Here is a 14132-nt window from a genome sequence, read left to right as displayed (position 1 = left end):
GCGAAGGGCATCGTCCGCTTTGTGCCCCCACACAAGCGCGAACGGGACGTTGCCGTTCGATCAGCCGCCGCAGCGGACCTCGCCGGTGCCGGTGTTGGTGGTCGAGCACCGCGCCGCCGGGCCGAGATCGACGTCGCCGGTTCCGGTGACCGACACCCGCGCCGGCCCTTCGACCGTCGCGCGCACGGAGCCGGTTCCCAGCACCGACACCGTCGCGTTCGTCGCCTTCAGCCCGGCGGCATCGACGTCGCCCGAGCCGGTCAGGTCGATCTTGAGCTGGTGCGCGCTGCCCTTGGCCGACAGCCCGCCGGTGCCCGACAGCGTCAGATCGGCGGATTCGACGCCGAGGGTGCCGATCGCGACGTCGCCCGAACCCTGGCTATGAAGGCGGAAGCGCTCGCCCTCGACCCGGTCGATCGCGAGATCACCGGTGCCGGTGAGATCGGCGCTGGTGATGCGCGGCATCGTCACGAAGATCTTCACATGGGCCTTGTCGCCCCATTGAAAGCCAAACGCCTGCTTGCGGCCGATGCTGAGCACGTCGCCGTCGCGGACGATTCGAAGCGCGTCGAGTTCGGCGGCCGGCCCCTCGGCGCGGACCGAGAAGCCGCTGCCGACGCGGATATCGACGTCATCCGAGCCGCGCAGCGCAACGCCGTTGAAACCGGCCACCTCATAAATGCGTGACGTGCCGCCGCCGGTCGCGGCGGCGGCGTCGCGGTCCTCGGCCGGTGAACAGGCGACCAACGCCATCAGCGCGATGAGAGACGCGAACCGCATGCCATCCTCCTTGTGTATTGTTTTTATAATACACAATCGCGTGAGCCACAACGAAAAAGGGGCGGCCGTCACCGGCCGCCCCCTTTGAACGTCAGGAAAAGGCGCCGCGGATCAAGCGGGAACCTTGTCCTTGTTGTGGATCGCCGCGGCCTTGCGCAGGATCTCGAGGATCTTCTCCTGCGCGGTCGGCTCATCGACCTGTTCCATCGCGGCGAGCTCGCGCGCGAGGCGGCTGGTCGCCGCTTCGAAGATCTGGCGCTCCGAATAGCTCTGCTCGGGCTGGTCGTCGGCGCGGAACAGATCACGGACCACTTCGGCGATCGAGACGAGGTCGCCCGAATTGATCTTCGCTTCATATTCCTGCGCGCGGCGCGACCACATCGTGCGCTTGACGCGCGGCTTGCCGGTCAACGTTTCGAGCGCCTCGCGCAGCGTCTTGTCACTCGACAGCTTGCGCATGCCGACGCTCTCGGCCTTGTTGGTGGGGACGCGGAGCGTCATGCGCTCCTTTTCGAAGCGAAGCACGTAGAGTTCGAGTTGCATCCCGGCGATTTCCTGCCGTTGCAGCTCGATGACACGGCCGACGCCGTGCTTGGGGTAAACGACATAATCGCCGACGTCGAAGGACAGCGCCTTGGCAGCCATTCCGTTAGCCTTTCTGTAGGACCGGTGATCCCGTGCGACAGCACCGCGCGCAAGAGGCTGCGAGGGTGCAAGCGGGTGTGGGTGTGTTAACGTCTCCAGCGGGAGAAACGCGCGACCGCGCCTCCGTCGCCGATGCTATAACACACCAGCAATAAAATTACCAGCCCGCCGTCATGAACGCGCGGGGGCCGCCGTGGCGGGCCGATCCTAGCAAGTGGCGGACGCGATCAGTCGCCGGCGCCCGGCGCCGCCGAAAAATATTTGTCATACTTGCCGGTTTCGTCCTTCATCGCATCGGCGTCGGGCGGCGTCTGATCGAGCTTGCGGGTGACGTTGGGCCATTGCGCCGAGAAGGTGGCGTTGAGTTCGAGCCATTGTTCGAGATTGCTCTCGGTATCGGGCAGGATCGCCTCGGCCGGGCATTCGGGCTCGCACACGCCGCAATCGATGCACTCGCTGGGGTTGATGACGAGCATGTTCTCGCCTTCATAGAAGCAGTCGACCGGACACACCTCTACGCAGTCCATATACTTGCAGCGAATGCAGGCATCGGTGACGACGTAGGTCATTAAACTCACTCCGGGACGGTAATCGCGCCCTGCTATGCGCGGGGACAGGCCCCGTCAATCACCGGGGACAAGATGCGAGCCGTTCTCAAGCAAATCGCTGTAGCACGCGCGTCCCTCCGCTGGCGGCCCACGCCGGGCGGGCAGCGCCTCGACCCGGATCGCGCGGACCCGCCCCGCCGGCGTCGCGAATGCGATCACCGCGCCGATCCGCACCGGCGCGGCGGCACGGTCGATGGGACGACCATCTAGGCGGAGGCGGCCCGCGGTGGCGAGCGCCTGGGCGATCGCGCGCGTCTTGACGATGCGGCTATGCCAGAGGAACACATCGAGCCGCATCGTGCCTTCAGCCAAGCCGTGCTCCCAAATCTGCAAGCGCCGCGAACGCATTGTCGCGCGGCGGCGCGGTCGGCGCCGCGCGGGTGAGGCCGCGCCATGCCCAGCGCGGCCGGCCATCCTCCGGGCGGGCGGCGCGGAAGCCCAACGCCGCCATCAGCCGCGCGAGCGTGTCGGGCGTCATCCCGATCGAGGTGGCGAGCGCGGGATCGGGCGCGAACGGGCGATGGCCGTCACGCGCATCATGCACCGCCCGCGCGACCCGTTCGGCGAGATCGACGCGCACCGCCTGGCTGCCGAGTGGACGATAGCCGTGCTGGAGGTGCGCGCCCGGCGCTTGACGCGGCAGCACCGTCGGGCCGGCGGCTGGTGGCGGCGACACCGCCACCCCGCGCGCGGCAAGCAGCATCCGCCGCCAGCGCGCCGGCTCGGGCTTGAGCAGGCGCGGATCGAACAGGTCGAGCGCGCCGATCGTCACGCCGGCGGCGCGCAACCGCTTGCGCGCGGCGGGATCGAGCGCGTCAACCGCCTGGCCGACGCTCATCCGCGTCGCGATCCCGCCGGCATCGACCAGCCCCGCCGCCACCGCGCGCAGCGGCGGCGACGCGTGCGCGTCGCGCAACACCGCGTCGAGCGTGCCGAGCACGGGCAGCCGCCGCGCGATCTGCGCAGTGACCCAGCGTTCGAGCCGCTCGCGCGCGGCCGTCTGCGCGGGCCGGTCGAGGCAATCGAGCGCGCGATTGAGCAGCACGCGCGGCCGCGCCAGCGAGGGCCCCGGCCCGAGCCGCGCGACCTCATGTCCGGCCCAGCGGATCGCCGGCGCGTCCTCGGCGAGGGTGAAATCGGCGTCGGCCGCATCGGCGAGCGCCTGCGCGCGCCGCGCGCGCTCGGTCCCGAGCCGGCGTTCGGCGGCCGCAAGCAGCAGCCGCTTGTCGGCAAGCCGCGCGTCGGGCGCGACGGTGAAGCGGAAACCGTTCAGCGTGCCGATCGGATGATCCTCTACGCTGACCTCGCCCTCCGGCCCCACAGTGACGGGCAGCGCGCGCGGATCGGCGCCGATCTGCCGCATCAGCAGCGTGGTGCGCTTGTCGACGAAACGTTGCGTCAGGCTGAGGTGGAGCGCGTCGGACAACCGCTCCTCGACTGCGCCGGCGCGCGCGCTCCAATGTGCCGGGTCGGCAAGCCAGTCGGCGCGGTTGGCGATATAGGCCCAACTCCGCGCCGCCGCGATCCGCCCGGCAAGCGTCTCGACATCGCCCGCAACATTGTCGAGCCGGGCGATCTCGTTGGCGAACCATTCGTGCGGGACATGGCCGAGACCGTCGCTCAGATAGCCGAACACGCGCCCGACGAAGCGCGCGTGCGGATCGACCCCGAGCTTGCGGAAATCGGGCAGCCCGCAGGCGGCCCACAGCCGCGCGACCATCTTCGTGCCCCGCACCCGGTCGCGCACCCAATCTTCGCCCGCGAGCCGCTTGAGCACGGCGAGATCGGTCGCCTCCGGCGCGGCGCGCAACACGCGCGCTTCGGGGCGCTGCTCGAGGCTCGCGATCAGCGCGCCGATGCTCGACAGATCGGGCACGCCCTCGCGCCAATAGAGATGGTCGAGCGGGGCGAAGCGATGTTCCTCGATCGCCAGCACCTCCTCGGGGCCGAACGCGCTCGGGCCATCCTCCACCAGCGCGCCGAACGTGCCGTCGCGCTGGTGCCGCCCGGCGCGACCCGCGATCTGCGCCATCTCGGCGACGGTAAGGCGGCGCTGGCGATGCCCGTCGAACTTGTGGAGCGACGCGAAAGCGACATGGCTGACATCCATGTTGAGCCCCATGCCGATCGCGTCGGTGGCGACGAGATAATCGACCTCGCCCGCCTGGAACATCGCCACCTGCGCGTTGCGCGTGCGGGGGGAGAGCGCGCCCATCACCACCGCCGCGCCACCACGCAAGCGCCGCAGCATCTCGGCGACGGCATAGACCTCCTCGGCCGAGAAGGCGACGATCGCCGAGCGCTTGGGCAAGCGGCTGATCTTCCGCGCGCCGGCATAGCTGAGCGTGGAAAAGCGCGGCCGGGTGATGATCTCGGCGTCTTTCACAAGCGCCTTGACCATCGGGCGGAGCGCCTCGGACCCGAGCAGCATCGTCTCCTCGCGCCCCCGCGCGCGCAGAATGCGATCGGTGAAGACATGGCCGCGCTCGGGATCGGCGCCGAGTTGCGCTTCGTCGAGCGCGACGAACGCGACTTCGCGGTCGAGCGGCATGCTCTCGGCGGTGCACAGGAACCAGCGCGCGTCCTTGGGGACGATCTTCTCCTCGCCAGTGATGAGCGCGACCTGGTTGGCGCCCTTGAGTTTGACGACACGGTCGTAGACTTCGCGGGCGAGCAGCCGCAACGGGAAGCCGATCATCCCGCTCGAATGCGCACACAGCCGCTCGACCGCGAGATGCGTCTTGCCGGTGTTGGTCGGCCCCAGAACGGCGGTGACCCGGTGGTCGGCGCGTGACATGACGCTGGTAACATCGGCTGCCGGGAGGGGATGCGCAACCACAAGATCGTCCTTGACCGGCGATTTTCGCGCCGTGATGTTCGCGGGCGTCTTGCGAAAGGCGGCGCGTAACCCCGTACAAAGAGCGCGATATCCGCATGTCGAAACTTCTTGCCCGACTCGGCGAACGCCTCGCCGCAGCGGCGGGAAAGCGGGTGGCGGGTTAAATTGACTTTCATCCTTTGGCGCCACACACATCCTGACCTCACGCCGGGGGTCGATGTATTGGGCGGCGTCATGAGGGGGGCGGTCAGCCGTGTTCTTGCGTAGCGATTCCGGGATCGAACTGGCTGGCGGCACGGCCACCGTGTCGCTCGGCCGGACGCTGTCGCCGCTTCGCGCCCCCACCCCGCTCGAACGCTTTCGCGCCGCGCTGGAGAAGATCGACTGGGTGCCCGACCTGGGCGCGCGGATCGGGTCCGCGGACTGGTGGCGGGGTGCGCTGACCTGCACGCTCTTGTGCGCCGGCGCGGTGGCGCTGGCGCCGCGCATCCACCCGATCGCCGGCACCGTGGCGCCGCCGCTCGCCGGCGCGCAGTGGGACGAAGCGCGCGCGCAATCGATCGCGCCGCTCGCTTATGGCGCCAACACCGGGCATCGGATGGCCGCCAATGATTTCGTCGCGCCGCTCACCGAGACGCCCGAGCGGCCGAGCGTCGACCTGTCGGCAAGCTATGGCGCGGGCGACAGCTTCGCCGCGGTGTTGCGCCGCGCGGGCGTGTCACAAGGCGATTCGGACGCGGCGATGCGGCTCATCACGGCGGCGACCTCGCTCGACGAGCTCAAGCCCGGTACGCAGATCGACCTGACGCTCGGGCGGCGGGCCAGCAAGCGTGTGGCGCGCCCGCTCGACCAGCTCTCGTTTCGCGCGCGCTTCGATCTGCAACTCTCGCTGAAGCGCGTTGGCGGGGCGCTCACCCTTAGCCGGCAGGTGATCGCGGTCGATCATACGCCGCTGCGCATTCAGGGGCTGGTCGGATCGAGCCTGTACCGCTCCGCACGCGCCGCCGGCGCCCCGGCCAAGGTGGTCGAAGCCTATATCCGCGCGATCGCCAGCCGGCTCTCGGTCGGGCGCGACGTGCATGCGGCGGACAGTTTCGACCTGATCGTCGAGCAGGCGCGCGCCGCCACCGGCGAGGTGCAACTCGGCGGGCTGCTGTTCGCCGGGCTGAAGCGCGGCGGCGGCAAGCCGCTCCAGCTCGTCAAATGGGGCGACGGCGAGCGCGCGCAATGGTTCGAATCGTCGGGCCAGACCGAACGGCGCGGTGCGATGGGAATGCCGGTTTCGGGCCACGTCACCTCCACCTTCGGGCTGCGCATGCACCCGATCCTCGGCATTCTCAGGATGCACAAGGGCATGGATATCGGCGCGCCCTGGGGATCGCCGATCCACGCCGCGACCGATGGCGTGATCCAGTTCGCCGGCCGCACCGGCGGCTACGGCAATTTCGTCAAACTCGCCGGGCCGGGCGGGATCGCGACCGGCTATGGCCATATGAGCCGGATCGCGGTGCGCACCGGCACGCGCGTCGCGCGTGGGCAGGTGATCGGCTATGTCGGCTCGACCGGGCTTTCGACCGGGCCGCATCTGCACTGGGAGGTGTGGCGCAACGGCGTGTCGGTCAATCCGCGCACGATCTCGCTGTCGAGCGTGGTGCAGCTTTCGGGCGACGCGCTGCGCGCGTTCAAAGCGCGGGTGGGGTCGCTGCTGGCGGTGAAGCCGGGCGCCCGGTGACAGGCGTCGCCGGGCTTACCGCCCCTGCGCGCGCCAGCGCGTGATCGTGCGCGCAATGATCTCGTCCTCGCCGCCGACTTCGGTCCAAAGCGCCGAGAACACCGGATCCTCGGAGGCCGGGCGTTTCACCTCTTCCAGCCCGTCGAACGCGACGCGGATCGGGATCGCGACGCCTTCGCCGCAGATGATGCATTCGCGGTTGCGCAGCGCGGGGATCGCATCGAGGAAGCCGCGCGCGCCCTCGGGCATCGCCGCGCGGACGAACGCCTGATCGCGATCGTTGTTGAGCCGCATCGCGATGATCGTGCCGCATTGCGACAGCACGCCCTCGGCGAGATCGGACGGGCGCTGCGTGATGAGGCCGAGCGAGACGCCATATTTGCGGCCCTCCTTGGCGATCCGGCCGAGGATGCGCCCGACCGACGAGGCATCGGCGTTGCGCTCGTTGGGGATGTAGCGGTGCGCTTCCTCGCAAACGAGCAGGATCGGGCGCCGCGGTTCGTGGCGCGACCAGATCGCGAAATCGAACACCATCCGGCTCAGCACCGCCACCACCACGGAGGTGATCTCGGAAGGCACGCCCGACACGTCAATGATCGAGATCGGCTTGCCGCCGCCGGGCAAGCGGAAAATCCGTTCGATGAACCCGGCCATCGTATCGGCGACCAGCAGGCCCGAGAACATGAAGCCGTAGCGCGGATCGGCCTTGATCTCCTCGATCTTGGTCTTGAGCCGCATATACGGCGCGGTGTCGCCGGCGCGGTCGAGCTTACCCATTTCAAGCTGGATGAAGGCTGTGAGATCGCTGAGCAGATAGGGGACCGGCGCATCGACCGTCAGCTTCGCGATGGCCTGCCCGAGCCGGCCCTTACCGCGCGCGAGCAACAGGCATTTGGCGAGAATGTCGGCATCGGCCTGGCGCGACGAGCCGGTCGTGGTGAGAAACACCTCGCAATGCTCGGCGAAGTTCATCAGCCAATAGGGCATCTGGAGGTTCGAGACGTCGAAGATCGCGCCGTTGGTCTTGAACGCGGCGGCATATTCGCCGTGCGGGTCGATCATCAGGATATGGCCCTGCGGTGCGAGATCGCAGATACGGTGCAGGATCAGCGCGGCGCTGGTCGACTTGCCGGTGCCGGTGCTGCCGAGCAGCGCGAAATGCTTGCCGAGCATCGCATCGACGTACAGCGCGGCACGGATATCGCGGGTCGGGTGGACGGTGCCGATTTCGATATGGGCGCGATCTTCGGTGGCGTAGATCTGGCGCAGATCGGCGGTGGCGACCGGATGAACGTGGCAGCCCGGCATCGGATAGCGCGTGACGCCGCGCCGGAAGCGGGCGAGCACGTCGGTTCGCGGGCTCGCATCGCCTTCGCCGAGGAAATCGACCAGCGCGACGATCCGCTCGCCATCGTCGGCGAGTTCGAGCGATCGCACGCTGGCGACCAGCCAGACGCCGCCGACGCGAAGCTTGATCTGGCTGCCGACCGAACCGGCGGCGGCGACGATTGGATCGTCCTGCCGCTCGAGCGCGGCGAGCCGGCCGGGATCGAACACGACCCGCCCGCATGATCCGGCGATCTCGATAACGATCCCGATCGGGTCGCGCGGGCTGGCCGCACGCGGCGGGGCGGGTGTGGCGAAGGCGTGGCCGCCCGGCATCTCGATCATTCGCGGCTCGTCCCAATTGAGGGCGGTGTGCTTAACGCTCGAGTCGTAAAGATTGGGTGTGGCGCGATCGCTCAGAACCGCCGCGCGATCAGCCCCGCGCCCCAGCCGAACGCGACCGACAGCGCGACCGCGACCAGCCCGTAGAGGACCGCGTTGCGTTCCGCCGAGCGGGCGACGAAGCGTTCGAAGCCCGATTTGCGGATTTCGATGTCGCGCGTCGCCACCGCCAGCACATGGCCGTCGCGCACCAGGAAGGTCTCCGCAGTGAAGCGGCCGACCGGCACGCGCGCGGGGATCGTCACCACCGCCCGGTACAGCACGCCGTCGGTGATCTCGACCGCGCCGGGCGCCTCGACATACAGGCCGGCGCGGCGCTTGAGATCGACCAGCCCGCGCGCGAACCGGTCCTGCCGGTCGTCGAGCGCGCTGGTGGCGGGCGAGAGTTGCAGGCTGTCGAGCCCGAGTTCGTAGATCGCGCGGGTGCGCTCATCGAGCAGGCTGGCGATCGGCCGCGACGAGGCGATCGCGTAGAAGCTCGGCGCGGAGCGATAGCGCAGCCGCGCGGCATTGACCCAGATCAGCCCGCCGAGCTTCTCCTTCTCGCGCACCAGGATCGATTGCGTCGGCCCCTTCACCACCACGACGATGTCGGTCGGCTTGTCGTCGTCGGGCAGGCGCCCGCCGGGATAGAGGATCGCGCCGAACAGCAGCAGGTCGGCGCCGGTGAAGCTGTAGACGATCTCGACATTGCGCTGCGACACGTCGGGGACGAGCACCGGCTTGCTCTCCGCCGCGATCAGCAGCGGCGCCAGCATCAGCGCCAGCCAAAGACGCGTCCCCACGCCCGCTCGTCCCGAGCGAAGTCGAGGGACACGCCCCGGACGGTGCCTCGACGTCGCTCGGCACGAACGGGCGGGCTGTTTCACGACACTTCGACCGAGTAGATTTCGGCGGGCCGCCAACCGAGCCCGATCGCGATCCACACCGCGAGCGACAGCACGATGATCGCGAGGGCAAGCCGCAGATATTCGGGCTTGGCCTTGGCGGCGAAGCGCGCGCCGACCTGCGCGCCGGCGACCGAGCCGATCAGCAGCAGCGCCGCGAGCACGATATCGACCGCCTTGGTGGTGGTGGCATGGACCATCGTCGCCATCGCGGTGACGAACAGCGTCTGGAACAGCGAGGTGCCGACCACCACCTGGGTGGTCATGCCGAGCAGGTACAGCATCGCCGGGACCAGGATGAAGCCGCCGCCGACGCCGAGCAGGATCGTCAGCATGCCGACGAAAAACCCCAGCAGCAGCGGCGCGAGCGGCGAGATGTACAGCCCGGAGCGATAGAAGCGCGTGCGGAACGGCAGCGCCGCGACCAGCGGGTGGTGCCGCCGCTTGCGCGCGCGCGGCGGCACCGCGCCGCGCGCGACCCGGATCGCGCCGATCGACTCGCGCGCCATCATCGACCCGATGAAGCCGAGCAGCAGCACGTAGATGATCGCGATCACCGTATCGATCTGCCCGGTCGCCTGAAGCAGCCGGAACACTTGCCCACCGGCGACGCTGCCGAGCAGCCCGCCCGCCACCAGCACGCCGCCCATCTTGGTATCGACCCCGCCGCGCCGGAAATGCGCGAACACGCCGGAGACGCTCGCGCCGGTCACCTGGCTCGCGGCGGAGGCGGCGGCGACGGTCGGCGGGATGCCGTAGACGATCAGCAGCGGCGTGGTGAGGAACCCGCCGCCAACGCCCAACATGCCCGACAACAGCCCGACCCCGCCGCCGAGCAGCACGATCACCAGCGCGTTGACCGACAGATTGGCGATGGGCAGGTAGATGTCCATTGCCGCCACGCGATACCCGGTTGCGCGCACGAGGCAAAGCGCGGCCGGGTGTTCGGTCGAAAATTGCCGGGGCGGCGTCGCCGCACCTTGCGCGCGCCGTTCGCGGGAGAACGCCCGGCTTCACCGCACGATAACGCTGGCGTTGGCGCCGTTCTATTGATAATCACTCGCATCATGAACATGTTCTCGCGTGTGGACACACAGCTCAGTCTGGAATCGCTGCCCAATCGTCAGCCCGCGACCGTCGCGGCGATCGACTGGACGCGGCTCAGCGTGCCCGAGGCGCGCCGGTTGCGCGAACTCGGTTTCGACGAGGGGGTTGGGGTCGAAGTGCTGCACCGCTCGCTGATCGGCAAGGGACCGATCGCCTGCCGGATCGGGCGGATGACAGTGGCGTTGCGCCGTACCGTCGCCGGCGCGATCCGCGTGTCGCAGCACGCCGCGTGACGATGGCGGCCTGACCATGAACGCCGCACCGTTGGTGGCGCTGGTCGGCAACCCCAATGCCGGCAAGAGCGCCCTGTTCAACGCGCTGACCGGCGCGCGCCAGAAGGTCGGTAACTATCCCGGCGTCACGGTCGAACGCCACTCGGGCCGGCTGGTGCTGCCCGATGGCCGCCCGGCCGAACTGGTCGATCTGCCCGGCGCCTACAGCCTCGAACCCTCCAGCCCCGACGAACGCGTGACGCGCGACTTCCTCGCCGGCACGCAAGCGGGCGAGCGGCTGCCCGACGCATTGGTGGTGGTCGTCGATGCCTCCAACCTCGACAACCATCTGCGCTTCACGCTGCAACTGATCGCGCTCGGCCTGCCCGTCGTGGTCGCGCTCAACATGATCGACCTCGCCGAGCGCGACGGACTGAAGCTCGATCCCGATCGGCTCGCGCGCGAACTCGGCGTGCCGGTGGTGCCGACCGTTGCGGTGCGCCGGCGCGGCCTCGACGATCTGCGCGCGCAGGTGGATGGCGTGCTGACCAGCCCGCCGCGCGCCAGGCCGGCAAACGCGGACGCCGAGGACATCGTCACGCTGCAACGCCGCGCCCGGAAAATCGCCGCGCTCGCCACCGTGTCGGAAGCGCCGGCGCGGCGCTGGGGCCATGCGCTCGATTCGGTCGCGCTCCACCCGGTCTCGGGCGTGCTGCTGCTGCTCGCGATCCTGTTCGTGATGTTCCAGACGGTGTTCTGGGCCGGTGCCGCCCCCGCCGATGCGATCGCGGACGGGTTCGATTGGCTCTCCGGCCTCGTCAAGCAGGTGATGCCCGATTCGGTGCTGCGCTCGCTCATCACCGACGGCGTGATCGCCGGGGTCGGCGCGGTGGTGAAGTTCCTGCCGCAGATCCTGGTGATGTTCTTCTTCATCCTCGTGCTGGAAGCGAGCGGCTATATGGTGCGCGCCGCGTTCCTGATGGACCGGCTGATGGCGCATGCCGGCCTGTCGGGGCGCGCGTTCATTCCGCTGCTGTCGTCTTTCGCCTGCGCGGTGCCTGGCATCATGTCCACGCGCACGATCGACGACGAGAAGGACCGGCTCACCACCATCCTGATCGCGCCGCTGATGACCTGCTCGGCGCGGCTTCCGGTCTATACGCTTATCATCGGCGCGCTGATCCCCAACGTCCGCGTGCTGCCGTTCGTCGGGTTGCAGGGGCTGGTGATGCTCGGCCTGTACGTCATGGGCGTGGCGGGCGCGTTCGTGGTCGCGGTGGTGCTCCGCAAGACGGTGACGCAGGGCGCGTCGTCGGGCTTCATGATGGAGATGCCCAAATACCAGCTTCCCCAACTCAACCATCTCGCGATCGGACTATGGAGCCGCGCGGCGATCTTCCTCAAGCGCGCCGGCACGACGATCGCCTTCACGACGATCGTGCTATGGGCGCTGCTCAGCTTCCCCAAGCCGCCCGAGGGCAGCGCCGCCTCGCCGGTCAATTATTCGGTCGCGGGCCGGATCGCCAACGGGATCGAGCCGGCATTTCGCCCGATCGGCTTCAACCGTGACATCGTGCTCGCGCTGATCCCGGCGATGGCCGCGCGCGAGGTCGCGGTGGCGGCGCTCGGCACCGTGTACGCGATCGATGAATCGGGCGGCGACAAGGGCGAGGCGCAGATCGCGACGACGCTCGCCAAACGCTGGAGCCTGCCGACCGCGCTCGCCTTCCTGATGTGGTTCGTGTTCGCGCCGCAATGCATCTCGACCATCGCCGTGACGCGGCGGGAAACCAACGGCTGGAAATGGCCGGCCTTCATGGTTGGCTATTTGTTCGCACTCGCCTACGGTGCCGCCGGAGCGACCTATTGGGTCGCGAAATCGTTCGGTTTGTAGGAAAAGAAGATGGCGGGCAGCGTCAATAAGGTGATTCTCGTCGGCAACCTCGGGCGGGATCCCGAGAGCCGTTCGTTCCAGAACGGCGGCAAGGTGGTCAACCTGCGCATCGCCACGTCCGAATCGTGGAAGGACCGCAACACCGGCGAGCGCAAGGAAAAGACCGAGTGGCATTCGGTCGCGATCTTCAGCGAGGGCCTCGCCAACGTCGCCGAGCGCTATCTGCGCAAGGGCAGCAAGGTCTATATCGAAGGCCAGCTCCAGACCCGCAAATGGCAGGACCAGCAGGGGCAGGACCGCTACTCGACCGAGATCGTGCTGCAAGGCTTCAACGCCGTGCTGACGATGCTCGACGGCCCGGGCGGCGGGGCTGGCGGCGGCGGCGGAGCCGTTCGCGACGATTTCGGCGGCAGCGAGGATTTCGGCGGCGGTGCGCGCGGCGGGTATAGCGGTGGTGGCGGTGGCGGCGGTTTCGGGGCCGGCGGTGGCGGCCGGTCGAACGCCCCGGCCGGCGGCAATCGTGGCGGCGGCTTCGCCGACGATCTCGACGACGACGTGCCGTTTTGAGCGCGCTCGACATGACCGTGGCCGGCCGCGGCTGGCGGATCGACGAGGCGGCGCGCGCGGAAGCCCTCGCCGCGTACGATCTCGCGGCGTTGCGCGGCGCCGCCGCATTGCGCCGCATCACCGATTTCGCGGCGGCGCTATGCGGCACGCCGGTCGCGCTCGTCAGTCTGGTCGAGGAGCATGTCCAGTGCTTCGTGTCGCGCACGGGCACCGACCTCACCGAGACGCCGCGCGATGTGTCCTTCTGCCAGTTCGCGATGACCGGCGACGACGTGATGGTGGTGCCTGACGCCCGTGCCGATCCGAAATTCGCCGACAACGCGCTGGTGACGGGCGAACCGTTCATCCGCTTCTACGCGGGCGCGCCGCTGGTCAGCGACGCGGGCGTGCCGCTCGGCGCGCTATGCGTGATCGATACGGAGCCGCACACCGGGCTGACTCCGCTCCAGCATCAGGGGCTGCTCGTGCTCGCCGAGGACGTGATGGCGCGGTTCCGGGCGGTGGAGATGGCGCGGCGGTAAGGCGCTACCGCCTCCTTCTCCTTTCGCACTGAGCCGACCGCGACACGTCCTTCGACTTCGCTCAGGACGAACGGCGTATTCCGTGCCTCACGGCTCGTTGCGCAGCATCTCCGCCATGCCCGGCTGGAGCCGCTCCATATAACGGTCCGCGCGCGCGAGCGGGTGAAAGCCCAAGGCCGCATAGACGCCATGCGCGTCCCTGGTGACGAGGCCGATGCGGCGGAGCCCGGCGAACTCGGGATGGTCGAGGAACCACCCGACCATCCGCCGCCCCAGCCCCCGCCCGCGCGCGGACTCCTCGATCCACACATCGGCGAGCCAGGCGAAGGTGGCATGATCGGTGATCATCCGCGCGAACCCGACCTGTTCCCCGTCCCGATACGCGCCGAGGCAGTGCGACCCCGCGATCGCCTTCTCGACCACCGCGCGCGCGATGCCGGGTGACCAATAGCTCGACGCCAGCCAGCCGTGGATTCGCTCGACCTGCAACAGCGCGGCGTCGTCGGACAATGTGATCGCGGTCATTAGGATTCCCCCCATCGCTGATAGCAAGCGCGCCCTGATAGCAAGCGCGGGGCGGAGCGCCAGCCCGCGCCCAGCTTGCCTTGACAC

At 69.0% G+C, this 14132-nt stretch carries 13 protein-coding genes and 1 pseudogene; 5 read left to right on the top strand and 9 right to left on the bottom strand.

The window, feature by feature from the left end:
* Window positions 1–60: 60 nt before the first annotated feature.
* From PX554_RS08210 to PX554_RS08190, 5 genes are all read right to left on the bottom strand, one after another.
* Complete coding sequence (locus PX554_RS08210; RefSeq protein WP_093224903.1) at window positions 61–780, bottom strand: head GIN domain-containing protein; 720 nt, start codon at window positions 778–780, stop codon at window positions 61–63.
* Between the two features lie 111 nt (window positions 781–891).
* Window positions 892–1425 (bottom strand): CarD family transcriptional regulator, encoded by a 534-nt coding sequence (locus tag PX554_RS08205; RefSeq protein ID WP_069203963.1) that lies wholly within the window; start codon window positions 1423–1425, stop codon window positions 892–894.
* 227 nt (window positions 1426–1652) lie between these two features.
* Window positions 1653–1994, bottom strand: coding sequence for a ferredoxin FdxA (gene fdxA, locus PX554_RS08200; protein ID WP_093224901.1), 342 nt, complete (start codon window positions 1992–1994; stop codon window positions 1653–1655).
* 54 nt (window positions 1995–2048) lie between these two features.
* The gene (locus tag PX554_RS08195; RefSeq protein ID WP_371128288.1) at window positions 2049–2345 is read right to left on the bottom strand and encodes an RNA-binding S4 domain-containing protein; all 297 of its coding nucleotides are present in this window, start codon (window positions 2343–2345) and stop codon (window positions 2049–2051) included.
* The gene (locus tag PX554_RS08190; protein WP_093224899.1) at window positions 2338–4830 is read right to left on the bottom strand and encodes a helicase-related protein; all 2493 of its coding nucleotides are present in this window, start codon (window positions 4828–4830) and stop codon (window positions 2338–2340) included. The genes PX554_RS08195 and PX554_RS08190 overlap by 8 nt, the downstream gene beginning before the upstream one ends.
* 295 nt (window positions 4831–5125) lie before the next feature.
* On the opposite strand from PX554_RS08190, the gene PX554_RS08185 reads away from it, so the two are divergent.
* Window positions 5126–6604 (top strand): M23 family metallopeptidase, encoded by a 1479-nt coding sequence (locus tag PX554_RS08185; RefSeq protein ID WP_275500576.1) that lies wholly within the window; start codon window positions 5126–5128, stop codon window positions 6602–6604.
* A 15-nt stretch (window positions 6605–6619) separates the two neighbouring features.
* Here the strand turns inward: PX554_RS08185 and PX554_RS08180 are convergent, their stop codons facing one another.
* The 3 genes from PX554_RS08180 to PX554_RS08170 form a co-directional block, all read right to left on the bottom strand.
* Window positions 6620–8275 carry an ATP-binding protein gene (locus PX554_RS08180; RefSeq protein ID WP_275500574.1) on the bottom strand — a complete coding sequence of 552 codons (1656 nt, stop codon included), beginning with the start codon at window positions 8273–8275 and terminating at the stop codon, window positions 6620–6622.
* A 71-nt stretch (window positions 8276–8346) separates the two neighbouring features.
* Window positions 8347–9090 (bottom strand): TIGR02186 family protein, encoded by a 744-nt coding sequence (locus tag PX554_RS08175; RefSeq protein WP_093225091.1) that lies wholly within the window; start codon window positions 9088–9090, stop codon window positions 8347–8349.
* A 107-nt stretch (window positions 9091–9197) separates the two neighbouring features.
* Complete coding sequence (locus tag PX554_RS08170) at window positions 9198–10112, bottom strand: sulfite exporter TauE/SafE family protein (protein ID WP_093224895.1); 915 nt, start codon at window positions 10110–10112, stop codon at window positions 9198–9200.
* 180 nt (window positions 10113–10292) lie between these two features.
* Here PX554_RS08170 and PX554_RS08165 point away from each other — a divergent pair, with 180 nt between their 5' ends.
* The 4 genes and pseudogenes from PX554_RS08165 to PX554_RS08150 form a co-directional block, all read left to right on the top strand.
* A complete protein-coding gene (locus PX554_RS08165; RefSeq protein ID WP_371128293.1) occupies window positions 10293–10559 on the top strand; it encodes a FeoA family protein in 267 nt (88 codons plus the stop codon).
* A 16-nt stretch (window positions 10560–10575) separates the two neighbouring features.
* Window positions 10576–12432, top strand: a complete 1857-nt coding sequence (feoB, locus tag PX554_RS08160; protein WP_275500568.1) for a ferrous iron transporter B — start codon at window positions 10576–10578, stop codon at window positions 12430–12432.
* Window positions 12433–12441: 9 nt separating this feature from the next.
* Entirely contained in the window at window positions 12442–12999 is a 558-nt protein-coding gene (ssb, locus tag PX554_RS08155) for a single-stranded DNA-binding protein (RefSeq protein WP_275500566.1), read from the top strand.
* 11 nt (window positions 13000–13010) lie between these two features.
* Window positions 13011–13490: pseudogene (locus tag PX554_RS08150) on the top strand (GAF domain-containing protein); the annotation flags it as partial.
* Window positions 13491–13607: 117 nt separating this feature from the next.
* Here the strand turns inward: PX554_RS08150 and PX554_RS08145 are convergent.
* Window positions 13608–14045: a GNAT family N-acetyltransferase gene (locus PX554_RS08145; protein WP_275500564.1), complete on the bottom strand. Its 438-nt coding sequence runs from the start codon at window positions 14043–14045 to the stop codon at window positions 13608–13610.
* Between the last annotated feature and the right edge of the window lie 87 nt (window positions 14046–14132).

It is taken from the genome of Sphingomonas pollutisoli, assembly GCF_029167165.1.
Classification (GTDB): Bacteria; Pseudomonadota; Alphaproteobacteria; order Sphingomonadales; family Sphingomonadaceae; genus Sphingomonas; species Sphingomonas pollutisoli.
This window is presented reverse-complemented; position numbering and strand designations above follow the sequence as displayed.

Coding starts and splice junctions, on each gene's coding strand:
- PX554_RS08210 (WP_093224903.1), bottom strand. CDS start 780: ATGCGGTTCGCGTCTCTCATCGCGCTGATGGCGTTGGTCGCCTGTTCA.
- PX554_RS08205 (WP_069203963.1), bottom strand. CDS start 1,425: ATGGCTGCCAAGGCGCTGTCCTTCGACGTCGGCGATTATGTCGTTTAC.
- fdxA (WP_093224901.1), bottom strand. CDS start 1,994: ATGACCTACGTCGTCACCGATGCCTGCATTCGCTGCAAGTATATGGAC.
- PX554_RS08190 (WP_093224899.1), bottom strand. CDS start 4,830: ATGTCACGCGCCGACCACCGGGTCACCGCCGTTCTGGGGCCGACCAAC.
- PX554_RS08180 (WP_275500574.1), bottom strand. CDS start 8,275: ATGATCGAGATGCCGGGCGGCCACGCCTTCGCCACACCCGCCCCGCCG.
- PX554_RS08175 (WP_093225091.1), bottom strand. CDS start 9,090: ATGCTGGCGCCGCTGCTGATCGCGGCGGAGAGCAAGCCGGTGCTCGTC.
- PX554_RS08170 (WP_093224895.1), bottom strand. CDS start 10,112: ATGGACATCTACCTGCCCATCGCCAATCTGTCGGTCAACGCGCTGGTG.
- PX554_RS08165 (WP_371128293.1), top strand. CDS start 10,293: ATGTTCTCGCGTGTGGACACACAGCTCAGTCTGGAATCGCTGCCCAAT.
- feoB (WP_275500568.1), top strand. CDS start 10,576: ATGAACGCCGCACCGTTGGTGGCGCTGGTCGGCAACCCCAATGCCGGC.
- ssb (WP_275500566.1), top strand. CDS start 12,442: ATGGCGGGCAGCGTCAATAAGGTGATTCTCGTCGGCAACCTCGGGCGG.
- PX554_RS08145 (WP_275500564.1), bottom strand. CDS start 14,045: ATGACCGCGATCACATTGTCCGACGACGCCGCGCTGTTGCAGGTCGAG.